This is a genomic window from Cupriavidus sp. SW-Y-13 (genome assembly GCF_009793345.1).
GTDB lineage: Bacteria > Pseudomonadota > Gammaproteobacteria > Burkholderiales > Burkholderiaceae > Cupriavidus.
On the sequence record NZ_WHLX01000002.1, the window covers coordinates 254,626 to 273,530 of the forward strand.

8 protein-coding genes are annotated in these 18,905 nt (G+C 65.6%); 2 read left to right on the forward strand and 6 right to left on the reverse strand.

Features of this window, described 5'->3' with window-relative positions; genetic code table 11:
* Positions 1-67: 67 nt before the first annotated feature.
* The gene (locus tag GA566_RS17055; protein WP_160474633.1) at positions 68-2,587 is read right to left on the reverse strand and encodes a glycogen/starch/alpha-glucan phosphorylase; all 2,520 of its coding nucleotides are present in this window, start codon (positions 2,585-2,587) and stop codon (positions 68-70) included.
* A gap of 308 nt (positions 2,588-2,895) precedes the next feature.
* Between GA566_RS17055 and GA566_RS17060 the strand changes: the two genes are divergently transcribed.
* Together GA566_RS17060 and GA566_RS17065 are read left to right on the forward strand one after the other, a co-directional pair.
* The gene (locus GA566_RS17060; protein ID WP_160473465.1) at positions 2,896-3,066 is read left to right on the forward strand and encodes a hypothetical protein; all 171 of its coding nucleotides are present in this window, start codon (positions 2,896-2,898) and stop codon (positions 3,064-3,066) included.
* 174 nt (positions 3,067-3,240) lie between these two features.
* Entirely contained in the window at positions 3,241-5,199 is a 1,959-nt protein-coding gene (locus GA566_RS17065) for an ATP-binding protein (protein ID WP_237380436.1), read from the forward strand.
* 8 nt (positions 5,200-5,207) lie between these two features.
* On the opposite strand, the gene malQ is transcribed toward GA566_RS17065, so the two are convergent.
* The 5 genes from malQ to GA566_RS17090 all read right to left on the reverse strand — a co-directional run bounded on the left by malQ (position 5,208) and on the right by GA566_RS17090 (position 18,600).
* Positions 5,208-7,382 carry a 4-alpha-glucanotransferase gene (gene malQ, locus GA566_RS17070; RefSeq protein ID WP_160473466.1) on the reverse strand — a complete coding sequence of 725 codons (2,175 nt, stop codon included), beginning with the start codon at positions 7,380-7,382 and terminating at the stop codon, positions 5,208-5,210.
* A gap of 10 nt (positions 7,383-7,392) precedes the next feature.
* On the reverse strand, positions 7,393-9,540 hold the full coding sequence (glgX, locus tag GA566_RS17075) for a glycogen debranching protein GlgX (protein ID WP_160473467.1): 2,148 nt from the start codon (positions 9,538-9,540) through the stop codon (positions 7,393-7,395).
* A gap of 93 nt (positions 9,541-9,633) precedes the next feature.
* Positions 9,634-11,907 (reverse strand): 1,4-alpha-glucan branching protein GlgB, encoded by a 2,274-nt coding sequence (glgB, locus tag GA566_RS17080; protein ID WP_160473468.1) that lies wholly within the window; start codon positions 11,905-11,907, stop codon positions 9,634-9,636.
* Positions 11,894-15,286, reverse strand: a complete 3,393-nt coding sequence (gene treS, locus GA566_RS17085) for a maltose alpha-D-glucosyltransferase (RefSeq protein ID WP_160473469.1) — start codon at positions 15,284-15,286, stop codon at positions 11,894-11,896. The genes glgB and treS overlap by 14 nt, the downstream gene beginning before the upstream one ends.
* Entirely contained in the window at positions 15,283-18,600 is a 3,318-nt protein-coding gene (locus GA566_RS17090; RefSeq protein WP_160473470.1) for an alpha-1,4-glucan--maltose-1-phosphate maltosyltransferase, read from the reverse strand. The genes treS and GA566_RS17090 overlap by 4 nt, the downstream gene beginning before the upstream one ends.
* Between the last annotated feature and the right edge of the window lie 305 nt (positions 18,601-18,905).

The following is an 18,905-nucleotide window of genomic DNA, read 5'->3' on the forward strand; positions in this document are numbered from 1 at the left end:
ATGTATAAGCTGCCCGCGTGGTTGTAGAAAGTGCCGCAGCGGGCAGCGCCTGCCGGCGCGGGCTTTCCTATTTGCAGCGCTCGCTGAAGCTATCGACGCCTTCCATGCTGTCCGCGATTCGGCGCGGCCCCTGGACATGGCCGCTGGACCGCCGCAGCAGGCAGACCGGCACTGGATCCACGTGCCAGACGCGCTCGCAATATTCGCGAATGGCGCGATCCGAGGAAAAGCGGCCCGAGCGTGCAGACGACAGCACGGACATGCGCTGCCAGCGCTCGGTGTCGAGATAGGCCGTGGAGACCTCGCGCTGGCATTGCAGGTACGACGCGAAGTCCGCCATCAGCATGTAGGGGTCATGCTGCAGCAGGCCGTCGAACAGGGGACGGAACACGGCTGCGTCGCCCTTCGAGAAGAAGCCGTGCTGCACGAGGTCTACCACCGCGCGCAGTTCCGGGCTGCTTTCATAGTAGCTGGACGGGTGGTAGCCGGCTGCGCGCAGCGCATAGACCTCGGTAGCGTTGAGTCCGAAGGGGAAGAAGTTGTCGGCGCCGATGGCATCGCGCAATTCGATGTTGGCGCCGTCCATCGTGCCGATGGTGATGGCGCCGTTCATGGCGAACTTCATGTTGCCGGTACCCGACGCTTCCTTGCCTGCCAGCGAAATCTGCTCGGAGACATCGGCGGCGGGGTAGATCTTCTGCCCGTACGTGACGTTGAAATTGGGCAGGAACACTACCTTGAGCCGGTCGCGTACCTGCGGGTCGCGATTGACCACCTCGGCCACCGACGTCACAAAGCGGATCATCAGCTTGGCGTAGTGGTAGCCCGGCGCGGCCTTGCCGGCGAACAGGAACGTGCGCGGCACCACCTCGGCGTGCGGGTCTGACTTGATCTGGTGATAGAGCGCGATGATGTGCAGCACGGCCAGATGCTGGCGCTTGTACTCATGAATGCGCTTGACCATCACGTCGAACATCGACGAAGGATCGACGATCACGCCCGTGGTTTCGCGGATGACGTGCGCCAGGTCCTGCTTGTTGGCGTGGCGCACGGCCTGCCACTGCTCGCGGAAGCTGGCGTCGTCGGCAAGCGGCTCAAGGGCCTGCAAGCGGTCGAGGTCCTTGATCCAGCCGTCACCGATGGCTTCGTTGATCAGGCGCGTCAGTCGTGGATTCGAGAGTGCGAGCCAGCGGCGGGGCGTGACGCCATTGGTGATGCTGGTGAACTTGTCGGGCCACATCGCGTGGAAATCCTGCAGCACGTCCTCGCGCATGAGCCGCGAATGCAGTTCGGCCACGCCGTTGACCGCGTGGCTGCCCACGCAGGCGAGGCCCGCCATGCGCACGTAGCGCCCGCCCTGCTCGTTGATCAGGGAAAGCCGTGCCAGCCGCGTCTCGTCGCCATAGAAGCGGATGCGCACCTCGTCGAGGAATCGCGCGTTGATCTCGTAGATGATTTCGAGATGGCGCGGCAGGATGCGCTGGAACAGGTCGAGCGGCCATTGCTCCAGCGCCTCGGGCAGCAGCGTGTGATTGGTATAGGCAAACGCGTGCCGCGTGATGTGCCAGGCATCGTCCCAGGCCAGGTCGTGGTCATCCACCAGCAGGCGCATCAGTTCCGCGATACCCACGGCGGGGTGGGTATCGTTCAACTGCACGGCGAACTTCTCGTGAAAGCGCGTGACCGGAATGCCGTGCGTGGCCAGCAGCCGCAGCATGTCCTGCAGCGAGCACGCCACGAAGAAGTATTGCTGCTCCAGCCGCAGTTCCTTGCCCTGCACCGTTTCGTCGTTGGGGTACAGCACCTTGGTAAGGTTCTCGGACGTGACTTTCTTGTTCACCGCGCCAAGGTAATCGCCCCGGTTGAAGGTGTGGAAGTCGAACGCCTCGGTGGCTTCCGCACGCCAGAGCCGCAGCGTGTTGACCGTATTGACGCGGTAGCCGAGGATCGGGGAATCGAACGGCACGCCCACCACGGTCTTCTCCGGCACCCAGCGCACGCGGTAGCGGCCCCGGTCATCGGTGTACCGCTCGGTATGCCCGCCCAGCCGCACCTGCACAGCCCATTCGGACCGCTGGATTTCCCACGGATTGCCATGGCGCAGCCACGTGTCGGTGGTTTCCACCTGTTGGCCGTCGATCAGGCTCTGGTGGAAGATGCCATATTCGTAACGGATGCCGTAGCCGAGCGCGGGAATTTCCAGCGTGGCCAGGGAGTCCATGAAACAGGCAGCCAGACGGCCCAGGCCGCCGTTGCCAAGACCGGGTTCGTCCTCGTGCGAGAGGATGTCGTCGAGGTCGAGGTCAAGCGTGGCCATGGCCGCGCGCACCTCCTCGACGATGCCGAGGTTGACGAGGTTGTTGCCCAGATGCGGACCCATCAGGAATTCGGCGGACAGGTAAGCCACCGTGCGCGATGGCTGCATCTGGTATGCCTCGGCCGTGCTGATCCAGCGTTGCACCAGACGGTCGCGCACAGTGTGCGCCAGTGCCTGGTAGAGATCGTTGCCGCTGGCGTGCCCGGGCAGCTTGCCCTGCGTGTAGAACACGTGATCGAGGAACGCGCGCCGGATCGTGGCACTCGACATCGCGGTGCGCGTGTCGTCACCATGTTCGCCGTGCGGCGCACCCGAATGGGTGACAGGGGACTGCATTTCGCGGATTGCATCTGCAGGGTCCGGCCGCAGCCGGGATGCATCGGTCATTTGCGGAACTCCTCGGCAGGTGTCAGGTGGATTGGTACTACGGTTAACAGATTCAAGCCAGTGAAAGGTGTGGAGGACCCAGCCGCACCGGGCTGGTATGGAAAATGCTCTGAGGAAGACCTTCCCGAAAGCGCTTTCCGTCGGCGTGAACGATCACGCCAATCGTTTCCCGAACTATTGCGAGGCGCGCCATGGCGACCCATATTCCGCACGATCCGGTGCGCCGGCCCGACCGCCGGCCAGACCAGAGCCCCGACCACAACAAGGAAAAGGGTGACCAGCCGGCGCGCAACTTGCCGGACAAGCATCCGCCGCCGCCTTCCGCGGTGGCGCGTACCCGTGCAGAACGTGCGAGCGGCTGACTGGTTGACCGTACCGGTGGCTGTAAAACTTGCAAGCCGTGCGCGCTGCGAGCACATCGTTGTTGCGCTACCGCCTATGATGAGAGGGTGATGCGCCGGCCATGACGCCCGCACACGACCGTTCGCCCCGCTTCCGAGAAAAGCAGCGCCCACGCCATAAGAGAGGGACCCCCCATGTCTAAACGGGAGACGGCTCGCCTGACGCCGGTTGCCGCATCGCGTCACGTGCCGCCCGCGCTGCATAGCGCAGACAGTACGATGGAAACCACGCCGTGGCAGACCTGGATCGACGCGCTGGACGACACTGCAGTCTTCGAGACCACTGCCAGCGGCGCAGTGCGCAACTGGAGCGAGGCCGCGCGCAAGGTCTTCCTGTATGACGCGGACGAAGTACTGGGTTGGCACCTCTCGCGATTCCAACCCCCAGGGAAGGACACGACGGACACCACGGAGGCCATGCTCCAGGCGTTTGCCACCGCACGGGCCGATGGCCGCGCCCGGTTCAAAGGCTGGCAGGCCCGACGCGATGGCAGCATCTTCGTGGCGGAAACCACGTTGACTGCGCAACCCGATGGCTATGTCGTGGTCTGCCGCGACATCACGGTGGAATACGCAGCCGGAGAACAGGCCGCCAACGCCGAGGCCCGGTCTGGGCAATTGCTCGACGTGCTGGATAAATTCGTGGCGTGCGCGGTGTGCGAACTCAGTGTCGAAGGCGAAATCCGGAGCTGGAGTGCGGGTGCGCAGTCGCTCTTTGGCTATACCGCCGCAGAAGTCGCTGGCAGTGCGGTGGGTGTGCTCTATCCACGGCGACCGGATGGGCAGCCGGGCGAGGCGGCTTCGCTGGAGGCGGTGCGTGGCAAGGGCGAGTGGGTGGGCGAAGAACGCTTGCAGCACCACGACGGCGCCATGCTGCGTTGCGAAGTCCGCCAGGTGTTGCAGCGCGATAGCCACGGCAGCGTCAGCGGCATCCTGTGGACGGCGCGCGATATGTCGGATACCGCGCGGCTGGCCGAACTCGAACATGCGGGGCATCGTGTGCAGGCGTTCCTGGCGATCCTGGCCCATGAGTTGCGCAATCCGCTGGCGCCCATCCGCAATGCGGTGGACGTGATCCGGCTGATTCCCGTCAGCGATCCGCGCATCCGGCATTGCTCGGAAATCATCGGCCGGCAACTCCACCTGCTCACGCGGCTGGTGTCCGATCTCATGGATGTGGGTCGTGTCACCAGTGGCAAGCTCAAGGTGCAGCCTGTGCCCATTCTCTACAACGAGGTGGTGTCCGCTGCCGTGGAGGCCATGCGTCCAGCCATCGAGAATGCGGCCCAGCAACTTGCCGTGGCGCTGCCGTCCGGACCGGTGTTCGTCAACGGCGACGCAGAGCGCCTGGAACAGGTCATGTCGAACCTGCTCAGCAATGCCTCCAAATACACGGCGCGGGGCGGTGCCCTTGCGGTGACGGTCCGTGTCGCGGACGCCAACGTGATCACGTCGATCGCTGACAACGGACGCGGCATTGCGCCGGCTGCGCTGGACCGCATCTTCAGCCTGTTTGCGCAGGAGGGCGATGACACCGCGCGCACCGGACTCGGCATCGGACTGGCGCTGGCGCGCGCAATTGTCGAAGCGCACGGCGGCGTGATACAGGCCACCAGTGCGGGCGAGGGTCATGGCAGTACGTTCACGGTGATCCTGCCCCAGGTAGAGATGGACGGTGCCAATGTCCCGCGCGCCACCATGGGCGAATGCGCGGGCAAGCGCATCCTGATCGTCGACGACAGCATGGATTCCGCCGACAGCATGGCAGAGCTGCTGACCGTGCTGGGCCATGAAGCGCGCCCCGTCTACACGGGCATGCGGGCGGTGGAGCTGGTGCGTGAATTCGCACCCGATGTGGTGCTGCTCGACCTGGAGATGCCCGACATGAGCGGCTTCGAAGTGTTGCCGCTGCTGCGCGCCGCCCACACGGGCATGCGTGTCTTTGCGCTGACCGGACGCGGGACGGTCGAGGATCGCCGCCGCACGGAAGCTGCGGGATTCGACGCGCATCTGGTCAAGCCGCTGACCGTCGACGCCCTGTGCCGCGCGCTGCAATTCTCGGGTGCCGAAGGGAACGACGCCGGGGCGCATTGACATCGTCGTCATATCGCCTCGCCCCGTAGCGCGGCAATGCGGCCGCGCACATCGTTGCGCGAGAACGTGTCACGCACGGTGGGGTCCAGGCGGCGTTGCCAGTTGGGATGCGCGTCGATGGTGCCGGGCAGGTTGGGCTGTTCGCGCAGCGCAAGCAGGTCTTCCACGGGCACCAGCCGCAACGGCGTGGCGGCACGGCCCAGCCAGGCAAGGATGGCTTCCACCGGGGCGGCGTCAGGGCCGGGTTGCGCGCCACGCACCGCATTGGCTTCGCACATCGCTTGCCACAACGCGCCGCGCTCCTGTGCACGCGCATCGAGCAGGGCGGCCTCGGTGTCGTGCTCGCCCAATTGGTGCAGCCGTGCCCGCCACCGGATGTCGTTGCCCGACCACCAACCCACGATCGTGGGCAAGTCGTGCGTGGTTGTCGTGGCGATGGCCTGCGTCGGCCATTGATCGGGTGGCAGGAATGGCGCGATCACCGGTTCGGCCGCCGTGGGTGCCTCCGTTGCAGCGGGAGTTTCACCCTCCGCTTCGTCTTCCTCGCTGGCCTTGCGTTCGAACCACAGCACGTCGATGCCCAGCACGCCGCGCGCCGACAGTGCGGCGTTCAGGGTCTCCGGCACGGTCCCCAGGTTTTCTCCGATGATGATGGCGCGATGCCGCCACGATTCGATGGCGACGAGCCGCAGCATGTCGTCGAGCGGATAGGTGAGATAGGCACCCTGGCTGGCTGGCGCGCCCGCAGGCACCAGCCACATGCGCGCCAGTCCGAGCACGTGGTCGATGCGCAACCCGCCTGCATGGGCGAGGTTGGCGCGCAGCATTTCGATCAATGCGGCATAACCATGGCGCCGCAGTCCACGCGGCGAAAACACTGCCACGCCCCAGTCCTGCCCCAGCGGGTTGTAGAGGTCGGGCGGCGCGCCCGCGTGAAAGCCGTTCAGGATCTCCGATTGCCGGGTCCATGCGTGGCTGCCACCGGGATCGGTGCCCACTGCCAGATCCGCAATCACACCGATCGCCATGCCCGACCGCCGCGCGCATTGCTGCGCGGATTCGAGCCCTTCGGACGTCAGCCATTGCAGAAAGGTGTGGAAGCCGATGGCATCGGCATGCGTGGCGGCGAATGCGGTGACGGCGGCCGCATCGGGACTCCGCAATGTTTCGGGCCACTGGCGCCAGTCGGCTGCCGTGTCAGGCGTCTCGCGCATGCGATCCGCCTGGATGGCCTCGAAGCATGCATGTGCCAACAGCGCCTTGCCGCCGCGTGCGCGGAATGCGGAGAACGCTTGCTGCTGCGATGGCGTGAGCAGCGCGTCGTGCCGATCCCATAGCCAGCGCAGCACCGCCAGGCGCAGTGCGGAGACGGCCGTCCAGTCGATCTCGGTGCGCGCTTCGGCGTCCGCGAATGGCGAGCCGAGGGCGAGTGCCGCAATAGCCTGCGCCACGGCATCGTCACCGAACACGTGTGCGGGGTCGGCGTAGAGCGGGTTGAAAAGGATGCGGCTCGATGGCGCGTAAGGGCTGTAGCGTCCAGGCAGCGCGGAGAAGCCCGCATGCAGCGGATTGATCGCCACGGCATCGGCGCCGGCCTGTGCGGCAGCTTCGGCGCACTGCGCGAGCGTGGTGAGGTCGCCAAGGCCGCGCGACGCGCCATGACGCAGGCCATAGAGTTGCACGGAAAGGCCCCATGGCCTGGTGGCGATCACGCGGCGCGGCGAATCGGCCAGTGCATCGGCTACGCCAAAGCAGCGCGGCGGTGCAATGGCGAGCGTGGTCTCCACATCGCCCAGCCGCAGATGGTGGTAGCCCCATTGCGAAACTGGCGCGATTTCCATCTCGCCATTGGCCTTGCGATGCGCGATGCCTTCGACAATGCTGCCATCTTCCAGCGTCAGGCGATACGGACGCTGGGGCATGGTGTGAATCCACGGCACGCTGACGGGCTGTCCCAGATCTGCGGTGATCAACGGCGGCAGCGGGTGCGCGGCATCGTCGGCAGCCAGCCAGGCCCGAGATGCCTCGCATTCACCCGGTGTGCTGCATGGCAATTCGAGCGCGGTCAGCACCGTGTGCAGCGCGTCGTCGGACAGCGTCTGTGGACGGTTCCAGGCGTCGCGCCACTGCAATTGCAGCCCGGCACGTTCGGCCAGATCGCGAAGGGGTCCGTTGGTACTCATGAATGGCGGCTCACGATGAAGGGTCCTCTTCGCGCGGCACGGCGGCCGACAACAACGCCAGGCCATGTGCCGCCACCTTGTAGGCAGGCCGGCCTTCCGCATCGAGCGCCACGGGTTCGTCTTCGAGATCGGGCGCGGCACTGTCGAATAGCAGGCGCCAGTCCTCGCCCGGCGTGGGCATGCGGAAGAACACGTCGTCATGGCTCGCATTGAGGCACAGCAGGATGACCTCGACTTCTTCCTCGCGGCTATGCGTGGCGCGACGCAGTGCGAGCGTGCGGTCTTCGGCATTTGCCCACTGATCGCTGCTGAGTTCGTTGCCATCGGGACCGAACCAGGCGATGTCGGGCAGGCCCGGTGCCGGTTGCGAGCGGCCATGCACGAAGCGGTTCTCGGTAAGCACGGGCAGTTGCCGGCGCAGCGCCAGCAGGCGGCTGACCACGCGCATCATGGGCGCATTGGCCGGACTGGCGGCATCGTCCCAGTTCAGCCACGACAGTTCGTTATCCTGGCAATACGCATTGTTGTTGCCGCGCTGGGTGCGTCCCCATTCGTCGCCAGCAGTGATCATCGGCGTGCCCTGCGAGAGCAGCAGCGTGGCCATCATCGCGCGTGCTACGCGGCTGCGTGTCTCCAGGATGCCTTCGTCGTCCGTCGGGCCTTCCACGCTGCCGTCTGCGCTCCAGTTGGCGCTGGCGTTGTCGTCGTTGCCGTCCCGGTTGTCCTCGCGGTTCTCCTCGTTGTGCTTGTGCGCATAGCTGACCACGTCGGCCAGCGTGAAGCCGTCATGCGCGGTGATGAAGTTCAGGCTTGCCCATGGCTTGCGATGGCGATGATCGAACAGATCTGCCGAACCCGTGATGCGCGCGGCCAGTTCACCGCGCTGGCCCGCGTCGCTGCGCCAGAAGCGGCGTACGTTGTCGCGGAACTTGTCGTTCCATTCGGCAAAGCCGGGCGGATGGTTGCCCACCTGATAACCGCCGGGTCCAAGATCCCAAGGTTCGGAAATCAGCTTGGTGCGCGACAGGACCGGGTCTTGCAGGATGGCGTCGAAGAACCCCGAGTTGGGATCGAAGCCATGCGGCTCGCGCCCCAGCGTGCTGCCAAGGTCGAAGCGGAAGCCGTCCACGTGGAAGTTCTCCACCCAGTAGCGCAGGGAATCCATGACCATCTGCAGCACGCGCGGATGCGAGAGATTCAGCGTGTTGCCGCAGCCGGTGTCGTTGATGTAGTGGCGCTCGTCGCCGGGCACCAGCCGGTAGTAGCTGGCGTTGTCCAGGCCGCGCCATGACATCGTCGGCCCCAGCTCATTGCCTTCGCAGGTATGGTTGTAGACCACGTCGAGCAATACCTCGATGCCTGCCGCATGCAGCCGGCGGATGGCGATCTTGACCTCGTGGTGCTGGCGGCCGGACAGGTAGAGCGGTTCCGGCGCGAAGAACGAGAGCGTGTTGTAGCCCCAGTAGTTGCGCAGGCCCCGCTCGATCAGGAAGCGGTCCTGCAGGAAGGCGTGGATCGGCAATAGCTCGATGGACGTGACGCCGATGCGATGCAGGTGGTCGATGAAGCGCGGATCGGCCAGCGCGGCAAAGGTGCCGCGATACTGCGGCAGCAGGTCCTCGCGCAACATCGATGCGCCACGCACGTGCACTTCATAGATCGAGGTTTGCGGCCACGGGTGTTGCGGCGGGCGGTCGTCGCCCCAGTTGAAACTCTGGTCGACGACGATGCCCTTGGGCATGGTCGGCGCACTATCGCGGCGGTCGGGTGTGAGGTCCGCGCGCGGGCTGTTGAGGCGGTAGCCGAACAGCGCGTCAGACCAGCGCACCGGGCCGCTGAGGGCGCGGGCATAAGGGTCGAGCAGCAGCTTGTGCGGATTGAACCGATGGCCACGTGTGGGCTCATAGGGACCAAACGCGCGAAAGCCATATTGCAGGCCCGGCTGCGCGTGCGGCAGATAGCCGTGCCAGATTTCGCCGGTGCATTCGGGCAGCGGCAACCGCTGGATTTCCTTGCGCCCGTTGCCGGAAAACAGGCACAGGTCGATACGGCTGGCGTTGGCCGAGAACACCGCAAAGTTGACGCCCAGCCCATCCCAGTGGGCGCCGAGCGGATAAGGCTTGCCGGGCAGCAGCCGATCCACCGTATTGCTCGCCATGCGCGATCCTCCTTGTTATCTTTGTTGTGGTTGTTCTGTCAGTCTTGTTGTCGTACTGCCGTGGTGTCGTGGAGTCGTAAGGCGGTGCGAGGCTTACCCCGGTGAGTCGGGCGCGGGGCGCAGGATCAGCGTTGCCAGTGGCGGCAGCGTCAATGCGAGCGAGTGGGCCTGGCCGTGCGACGGCGAGGCATCGGTGGAGACACGGCCACCATTGCCCACGTTGCTGCCGCCGTAGATGGCGGCGTCGGTGTTCAGGCTCTCTTCCCACACACCCGCACACGGCACGCCGAGTCGATAGCCCTCGCGCGGCACCGGCGTCATGTTGACCACCACGAGCACCACATCGTTGCTGTGCGGCGCGGCGCGGCGCAGATAGGCAAAGACACTGTTCTGGTGATCGTCACCCACGATCCACTGGAAGCCTTCGGACCGATGATCCATCGCATGGAGCGCGGGCAGGTCGCGATACAGCCGGTTGAGATCGCGCACCAGCGAATGCACGCCACGATGCGCGGGCTGGTCGAGCAGCGGCCAGTCCAGTTCAGTGTCGTGATTCCACTCGCGCCACTGCGCGAACTCGCCGCCCATGAACAGCAGCTTTTTGCCGGGATGCGTCCACATGAAGCCGTAGTAGGCGCGCAGGTTGGCAAACTTCTGCCAGTCGTCGCCGGGGGTCTTGCCGATCATCGACCCTTTGCCATGCACCACCTCGTCATGCGATATGGGCAGCACGAACGCTTCGGACCATGCGTAGACCATGCCGAACGTCATGTCGCCGTGATGCCAGGGCCGATGGATGGGTTCGTGCGACAGGTAGCGCAGCGTGTCGTGCATCCAGCCCATGTTCCACTTGAAATGGAAGCCGAGTCCGCCCGACTCCACGCTGGCCGTGACGCCGGGCCATGCGGTGGATTCTTCCGCAATGGTCAGCGCACCGGGGCAGCGCTCGCGCACCAGGCTGTTGAGTTCGCGCAGGAACGCCACGGCTTCGAGATTCTCGCGGCCACCGAAGCGGTTCGGCACCCATTGCCCGGCTTCCCGGCTGTAGTCGCGATAGAGCATCGAGGCCACTGCATCCACGCGCAAACCATCGGCATGGAAGTGTTCCAGCCAGTGCACCGCGCCGGCCAGCAGGAAACCACGCACCTCGTTGCGGCCGAGGTTGTAGATCAGCGTGTTCCAGTCCTGATGAAAGCCTTCGCGCGGGTCCTGATGCTCGTAGAGCGCGGTGCCGTCGAATTCGGCCAGTCCGTGCGGATCGGTCGGAAAGTGCGCGGGCACCCAGTCGAGAATCACGCCGATGCCGGCCTGATGGCAGCGATCGATAAACGCGGCGAAGCGCGCAGGCGAGCCAAGCCGCGAGGTGGGCGCAAACAGCGACAGCGGCTGGTAGCCCCACGATCCGCCGAACGGATGCTCGGTGATTGGCAACAGTTCGATATGCGTGAAGCCAAGGTCGCGGATATAGGGCACGAGCCGATCGGCCAGGATGTCCCAGCCGCGCTCGGTATCGTTGACCACGCGTTGCCACGACAGGACGTGCAGTTCGTAAACGGACATCGGCGCGGCGTACGGATCGGCCTGCGCGCGTTGTGTCATCCACGCCTCGTCGTTCCACTGGAACGGCGGCGCATCATGACCCGCACACGCCACAACCGATGCCGTGGCCGGAGGAATCTCGGTGGCCTGCGCCAACGGATCGGCCTTGTCGGGGACGGGTTGCCCGTTCGGTCCGGTCAGGTCGTACTTGTAGCGGCTGCCACCCTGCGCACCCATGGCGCTGGGAACGAACAACTCCCAGATACCTGAGCCGTGCCGCAGCCGCATGGGGTGGCGCGCGGGATTCCAGCCGTTGAAGTCGCCAATCACGGACACGCGTTGCGCATTGGGTGCCCACACGGCAAAGCGCACACCGGCCTCGTTGTCGAGCGTGACGCACTGCGCGCCGAGGCAACTGCCGAGTTCAAGGTGGCGTCCTTCGTTGAAGAGATGCAGGTCAAGCTCGCCAAGCAACACGTGATAGGCGTAGGGATCGGTACTGATCTGCTCGCCGCCATCGGGCCAGCGTATGCGCAGCCGGTAGTCCTGCGCCACGGGATGCCCCTGCGCAAAGCCGGGCAGACGGCCGGCGAAGACGCCATCCGCATGCAGCCGCAACATATCCCCCACGGCTTCGCCGCGCGCATCCGTCAACTGCAATGCTTCGGCGCCGGGCACGATGGCGCGCACCACGATGCCGTGTTCGTCGCGATGCGGGCCGAGCACGCCGAATGGGTCGGCCAGACGGCCTTCGCGCAGGGCATCGATGACCGGCGTGGGCAGCGTGGGGGCAGGCAGGTCGAGCGTGGCAGCATCATTTCTGGCCATCGTCGTCTCCCAGCTTGCGCACCAGCCGCGCCAGTCCGCTGGCAGGCAGGTCGATCCATGCCACGCGATTGGCCGCTTCGTAACCCACTTCATACGCGGCGCGTTCCAGCAGGAACAGGTTCAGCAACGGCGCGAACTGCGCGGCGGTGGCCCACGGCTGGCCGGCGTTGTTCATGGTGTCCTCGTAGCCATGCAGAAACGCGGCATTGGCCGTCTCGCGGAATCGATCCAGCAACGCCGCGCGGCGATCCGCCTGCGCGGGCGGCAGTTGCGAATGCGTGCGTTCCTGACGGTCGGTGCCCACCATGGCCGCGGCATAGTCGAGCGAACGCAGCAGCCCCGCCACATCGCGCAGCGGCGAGGTCTTGCGGCGCCGGAATGCCAGCGGCTGACGCGGCTCGCCTTCGAAGTCCACCAGATAGGTATCGTTCTGCGCGATCAGCACCTGGCCGAGGTGGAAGTCGCCATGGATGCGGGTTTGCAGGCTGCCCGACGCGGCAGTGGCAAGTCGCGCCACAAGATGCGGCAACCGGTTGCGCGCAGCCAGCAGGGTGTCGATGTCCTGCGCGAATGCGCCCTTGGCTTCGCTGCGGCGCGCGTCGAGCAGATCCAGTGCTTCATTCAGCGAGTTCAGCGCTTCTTCGGCCCACGCATCGGCCTGATCGTCGCCGGCGGTTTCCGGTGCGAAAGCAGGTTCGTCGGTGGCGCGCGCCAGCACGGCGTGCAGTTGCGCAAGCCGCTGGCCCAGTGTGCCGACCATCGTGGCGTAGCCCTTCAACGCCTCGTCGAAATCTTCGTCGCTTTCGGTGGCGGGCAGTGCGTCGTCAATGGCGCGGCCCAGGTAGTCGAGCGTCCAGTCCCAGCCATCGCCCTGATTCAGGATATAGCGCTGCAACAGCATCAACGTGTGCGGCGTGCCGTCCGTGCCCGTGCGTACGACCTCACCGAGCAACGCCGCGGAATGCGTGTAGCCATGCGTGGTCAGGTAACGCGTCATCTCGGCTTCGGGATGGATGCCGCCTGCCACGCGTCGCACAAGTTTCAGCACACCGGTGTTGCCATAGGCCAGCGAACTGTTCGACTGTTCGGCGGACATCCACTGCACTGGTTCGGATTCGAGCGGCGCGTCGGCGAGTCCTGGTTCGGGAAGGAAGCGGATGATGCCGTGCGTGGTCTCGGCCTGTACGCTGTCACGCATGGCCTTGATCACCGCACGCGCATAAGGTTCGACGACAAAGCCATCGGTGGCCACACCCACGCGCGCCCCGCGTCGCACGCGCGCCATCGACAGGCCATGTACGAGTTGCGACATGCCTTCGGTGGATTCACGGTCCCACAACAGCGCGACGGGCAACTGATAGCACTCGGTGCGGCCGGGCAACATCACCTCGACCTCGCAGTGCCACACTTCCTCGGTAGTGCCCACACGCGCAATGGGCCATGCATAGGCCACGTTCACGCGCTCGATCCGTTCCCCCTTCGAGGCGAACCAGCGGCGCCGCGCCAGATAGGGCGGCAGTACCTCGGTGGTCAACGCCCGGCGCGCGGACTCGGTCAGTTCCGAGCGGCCAGCGTTGTTCTGCACGACAAGCGTGACTTGATCCATCATCTGTTCCGGTGCATCCACGTGCCAGGAAGGCGGCTGCGCATCCTCGCTGAGCACGAACCAGTAGAAGCCGTAGGGCGGCAGCGTCAGCAGGTATGTGAGCTGGCCGATGGCCGGGAACGGGGTGGCGCCAAGCATTTCCACGGGCACGCGGCCCGCGAATTGGGAAAGATCGAGTTCCACGGCCTGCGGGGCGCGCGAAAGGTTGGCCACGCACAGGATGTGTTCGCCGTCGTATTCGCGCAGGTACGACAGCACCTTGCGATTGCCGGGGAAAAGGAAGCGCAGCGTGCCGCGCCCGAATGCGCGATGCTGGCGGCGCAGCGCCAGCATGCGGCGCATCCAGTTCAGCAGCGAATGCGGATCGCGGTTCTGGGCCTCCACATTGACGGCTTCGTAGCCGTAGAGCGGACCCTGTAGCGGCGGCAGCACCAGCCGCTCGGGGTCGGCGTGCGAGAAGCCGCCGTTGCGGTCGGGGGACCACTGCATCGGCGTGCGTACGCCATCGCGATCACCCAGATGGATGTTGTCGCCCATGCCGATCTCGTCGCCGTAATAGATCACGGGCGTGCCGGGCATCGAGAACAGCAGGCTGTTCATCAGCTCGATGCGTCGGCGGTCACGCTCCATCAGCGGTGCCAGGCGGCGGCGGATGCCGAGGTTGATGCGCGCGCGGCGGTCGGAGGCATAGACCTGCCAGAGATAGTCGCGCTCGCTGCTGGTGACCATCTCCAGCGTGAGTTCGTCGTGGTTGCGCAGGAAGATGGCCCACTGGCAGTTGGGCGGCACTTCCGGCGTCTGCCGCATGATGTCCGTGATCGGAAAGCGATCTTCGCGCGCAATGGCCATGTACATGCGCGGCATCAGCGGAAAGTGGAACGACATCTGGCACTCGTCGCCCTCGATGCCGCCATCGGGGCTGGCCGCGCCCGTGGTGTCGGCGGTGCCGCCGCCACTGCTGCCGCCGAAATACTGCTGCGCGTCCTCGGGCCACATATTGGCCTCGGCCAGCAACATGCGCCCTTCATAGTGTTCGTCGAGGTGTTTGCGGATCTTGCGGATGACCTCGTGCGTCTCGGGCAGATTCTCGTTGCTGGTGCCTTCGCGCTCGACGAGGTAGGGCACGGCATCGAGCCGCAGGCCATCGATGCCGATGTCGAGCCAGAACCGCATCACCGACAGCACTTCGTTGAGCACCTGCGGATTGTCGAAGTTCAGGTCGGGCTGGTGCGAGTAGAAGCGGTGCCAGAAATACGCGCCGGCCTCGGCGTCCCAGCTCCAGTTGGATTTCTCGGTATCGCAGAAGATGATGCGCGTACCCGCGTATTTCTGGTCGTTGTCGGACCACACGTAGTAGTTGCGCGCCGCCGAACCGGGCTTGGCCTTGCGGGCGCGCTGGAACCACGGATGCTGGTCCGACGTATGGTTGATGACGAGCTCGGTAATCACGCGCAGGCCGCGCGCATGCGCCGCCGAGACAAAGCGCTTCACTTCCGCGAGCGTGCCGTAGTCGGGGTGGACGTTGCGGTAGTCCGCAATGTCATAGCCATCGTCGCGGCGCGGCGAGGGATAGAAGGGCAGCAGCCACACCGTATCGACACCAAGGTTGACCAGGTAATCGAGCTTGGCGAGCAGGCCCGCGAAATCGCCTACGCCATCGCCGTTCGCGTCGTAGAACGACTTGATGTGCAGTTGATAGATGACCGCGTCCTTGTACCAGAGCGGGTCGGCGTTGAGCAGTGCGGCGTTGGTACGTTCCGATAGTCGCTTCATGCCGGGTCTCCCGGGTTCTGTTGCGGCGTTTCCTGCGAGGCTTGCGGCGTGACGTGCCAGAGGGCGAACGGCAGCGTGTGCGGGTCCAGGCGAATACGCTGGCGCTTGCCCTGCCACGTAAAGCGCTTGCCGAACATCTGGTCTTCGACATCGACCGTCGCGTGGTCGGGCAGGCCCCATTCCCAGAGCGGAATCTCGATATCGCTTTCACGCGGCGCGCGTGGGTCCAGGCTGATGGCGGCCAGCAGCACGTCATCGCCAAACACGCCCGGACCGCCGGTATCGTTGGGCATGAAGCGCGCGAAGTACAGCACGGCGTCGTCGCTGGCGTAGTAGAAGCGCACGCCCAGGTGGCTCTGCAGCGCAGGATGGTTGGCGCGGATCTGGTTGAGGCGCGAGATTTCGGCCACGATGTTGCCGGGCGCGTTCCAGTCGCGCACGCGCAGTTCGTATTTTTCGGAGTCGAGATATTCCTCTTTCTCCACGCCGTTCAGAATCAGCGGCGCGCTCTCGCAAACCTCGAAGCCGTTGTACATGCCCCAGAGCCCTGACAGCAGCGCAGCAAGGGCGGCACGGATCAAGAACGCGGGGCGTCCGCCATCGTGCAGGAAGTACGGGTTGATATCGGGCGTGTTGACGAAGAAGTGCGGACGATAGAACTCGCGCAGCGGTGTCTGCGTCAGCTCGGTCATGTACTCGGTCAGTTCGGCCTTGGTATTGCGCCACGTGAAGTATGTGTACGACTGCGCAAAGCCGAGCTTGGCCAGCCGCGCCATCATCTTGGGCCGCGTGAAAGCCTCGGCCAGGAACAGGGTGTCCGGATACTTTGCACGGATGTCCGCGATCAGCCACTCCCAGAACGGCAGCGGCTTGGTGTGCGGATTGTCGACGCGGAAGATGCGCACGCCTTGATCGGCCCAGAACATCACCACATCGCGCAGCGCGGCCCACAGTTGCTCGCCTGCGGGCGGCGTGGCGTAGAAATCGACGTTGACGATGTCCTCGTACTTCTTCGGCGGATTCTCCGCGTAGCGCAGCGAACCGTCAGGACGATGCGAGAACCATTCGGGATGCTCGCGCAGCCACGGATGATCGGGCGAGCACTGGATGGCGAAATCGAGCGCCAGTTCGATGCCGAGGTCGGCAGCGGCGCGGCGCATCCGCTGGAAATCATCCAGCGTGCCGAGTTCGGGGTGCAACGCGTCGTGTCCGCCTTCGGCACTGCCAATGGCGTATGGGCTGCCTACATCGCCAGGTTCGGCCTTGAGGCTGTTGTTCTTGCCCTTGCGATGCGCTTGTCCGATGGGGTGGATCGGCGGGAAGTACAGTACGTCGAAGCCCATCGCACGAATGGCTGGCAGACGGCGGATCACATCGTCGAACGTGCCGTGCCGATTGACGTCGCCACTCTCGGAACGCGGAAACAGTTCATACCAGCTTGCGAAGCGTCCTGCGAGGCGATCCGCTTCCACGGGCATTGCGGTCGGATAGCGGCTCGCGAACGGACGACCGGCCGGTGTCAGCATGGCCGCGCGCATTGCGCTGTCGGTGCGCGGCGAGAGCAGGATTTCCAGGCGCAGCGCGTCGTCACCCGATGCGCCAGCAAGATCGGCAAGGATCTCGCGGGACTCTGCAATCGTGCTGCCTTCCGGTGTGTTCAGCGTTTCGGCAACGAGCCGCGCCCCTTCCTCGATTTCTAGGGCGATGTTCACGCCGGCCTTGCGTTTCTTGCCGACCTCGTCGAGCCAACTGGCGAAGGTATCGCGCCATGCCTCGACCGTGAATTCGTGACGACCCATCGCGACGATGGGGAAGCTGCCGCGCCAACGGTCGTTGACGACGGGTGCCATGGGCGAGGCATGCCACACCTGTTCGCCGGGCGCGCGCCATAACACTGCGGCCGCGAGCTTGTCGTGCCCGTCCATCCAGATATCGGCGGTCACTTCCACGCGCTCGCCCACGGTGCGGCGCACAGCAAAGCGGCCATGGTCTGCCGTGGGAGCGAGGTTTTCGATGGCGACGCGCGGGGCGTCCATCGCAGCGGCGAGCGTGCGGTCGGTGCCCTTGGCACCGTTGCGGCGCTTGGACTGCGCGGGCAACGTTGCGGGTCGAACCGCGGGCCGTGCCTCGAACAGCCGGATATCGGCAGGCGGCAAGGTGATCGTGCTGCTGGGATCGAGCGTGGCATCGGCCTCCAGCGTGCCGCCCGGGCCGCCTTCGGTAGGGTAAAGCGTGGCGGCGGGCTGCGGTAGCGCGCTCAGCACGCGGTCCGCGCCGAACGAGGCGGGCGCGATGGGGCACGGATTGAGCACGACCGTCAGCGCGGGTGCACCCGCTGTGCCATTCGCCAGATGTCGGGGCAGGCGGGCCAGGACAGTGAGCGGCGCGTCGGGGCCACTGAGCTGACGTACCGCGACGGCGGGCTCCGCGTCACGCGCCTTGAGCCAGTTGTTGGCTTGCAGGAGTTCGTGGGTCAGGTCGTACGGCGCATCGACGATGTTGTCGGGATGGCCATCCGATTGCGTGACGGGCGAAGTGTCGATGCGATGCGCATGCGCCGCGCCGGTTTCATATCCCGATGGCACGAGCCAGCCGTCGCCAATTGCGGCCGCCGTCCACAATGCGCGACGCGCGGCCAGCACGTCGGCCCCGTCCGGGGCCAGCGCGGGGGCGGCCAGTACACGGCCAAACCGGCGCAGGCGGGCGATCTCCTCCATCAGCCAGGCGCTGCGGTAATCCCACCACGGCAGCGATGAAAATGCGCCGTCGAACGGTGCCTCGGCCAGATCGTCGAGTTGCTGCGGCGTGGTGCCGGGCGTCCAGGCGAGGAAGGTCGGGACGGACGCCGCGTCGCTGCGGCGCAGCGTCTCGATCAGTTCGCGCCAATGGCGCCCGGCCACCCGCGACGGCGCGCGGCAGCAGAAGCCGGCCACGCCAGCCGACACCGCTTCGGCCAGTTGCGCGCTCCACCACGCCACCAGTTGTTCGGCAGTGTCCGCGTCGAACCAGCGGGCGCGCACGCCGGGCAGGTGGTTGTCCGTCGCTTCGGGACTGCCCGCCGGGCGGGCATGATCCACCCAGCCGTCATGCTGGGCTGCTGCCTCGTGCGGCAGGCGATCCAGCGCAAGATCCAGCAGCGGCGCCAGACCGCGGCGCCGGCAATTTTCCAGCGCGGCGCGCAGCGTCTCGGGCGGTATCTGCGGCACAGTCCAGCCGGACAGCAGGATATGGTCGAACCCGAGCCGCGCCGCACGTTCCAGCGCTTCATCCTCGACTGCCCGGGCATTTATCAGGTTGAGTTGGCAAATCCGCACGTCACACGTCCTTGGCCGTGAGCGCCCTGGGGCAGGGTGGGCGCGGGAGAGTCAATTCGGGACAAGCATGCGAGCGGCATGCCAACGCGAACCCACGTGGGGCCAGATGGCGGGAAGTGCGGTGCAGCAACGGTTTCGGACAGGTCCGGCTTTGGCGGGCAAAACCGCCGCATGTAAGAAATACATGGGCCAGTGGTCGCAAGTAGTAGGAATGCCCGGTTCCGCCACCTTTCCAACCGGCGGGAAACCTTGTCAGCATTGGGTTTGCGCGGAAAAATGCATGCGCGGTCCTTCACCCGTTCGGG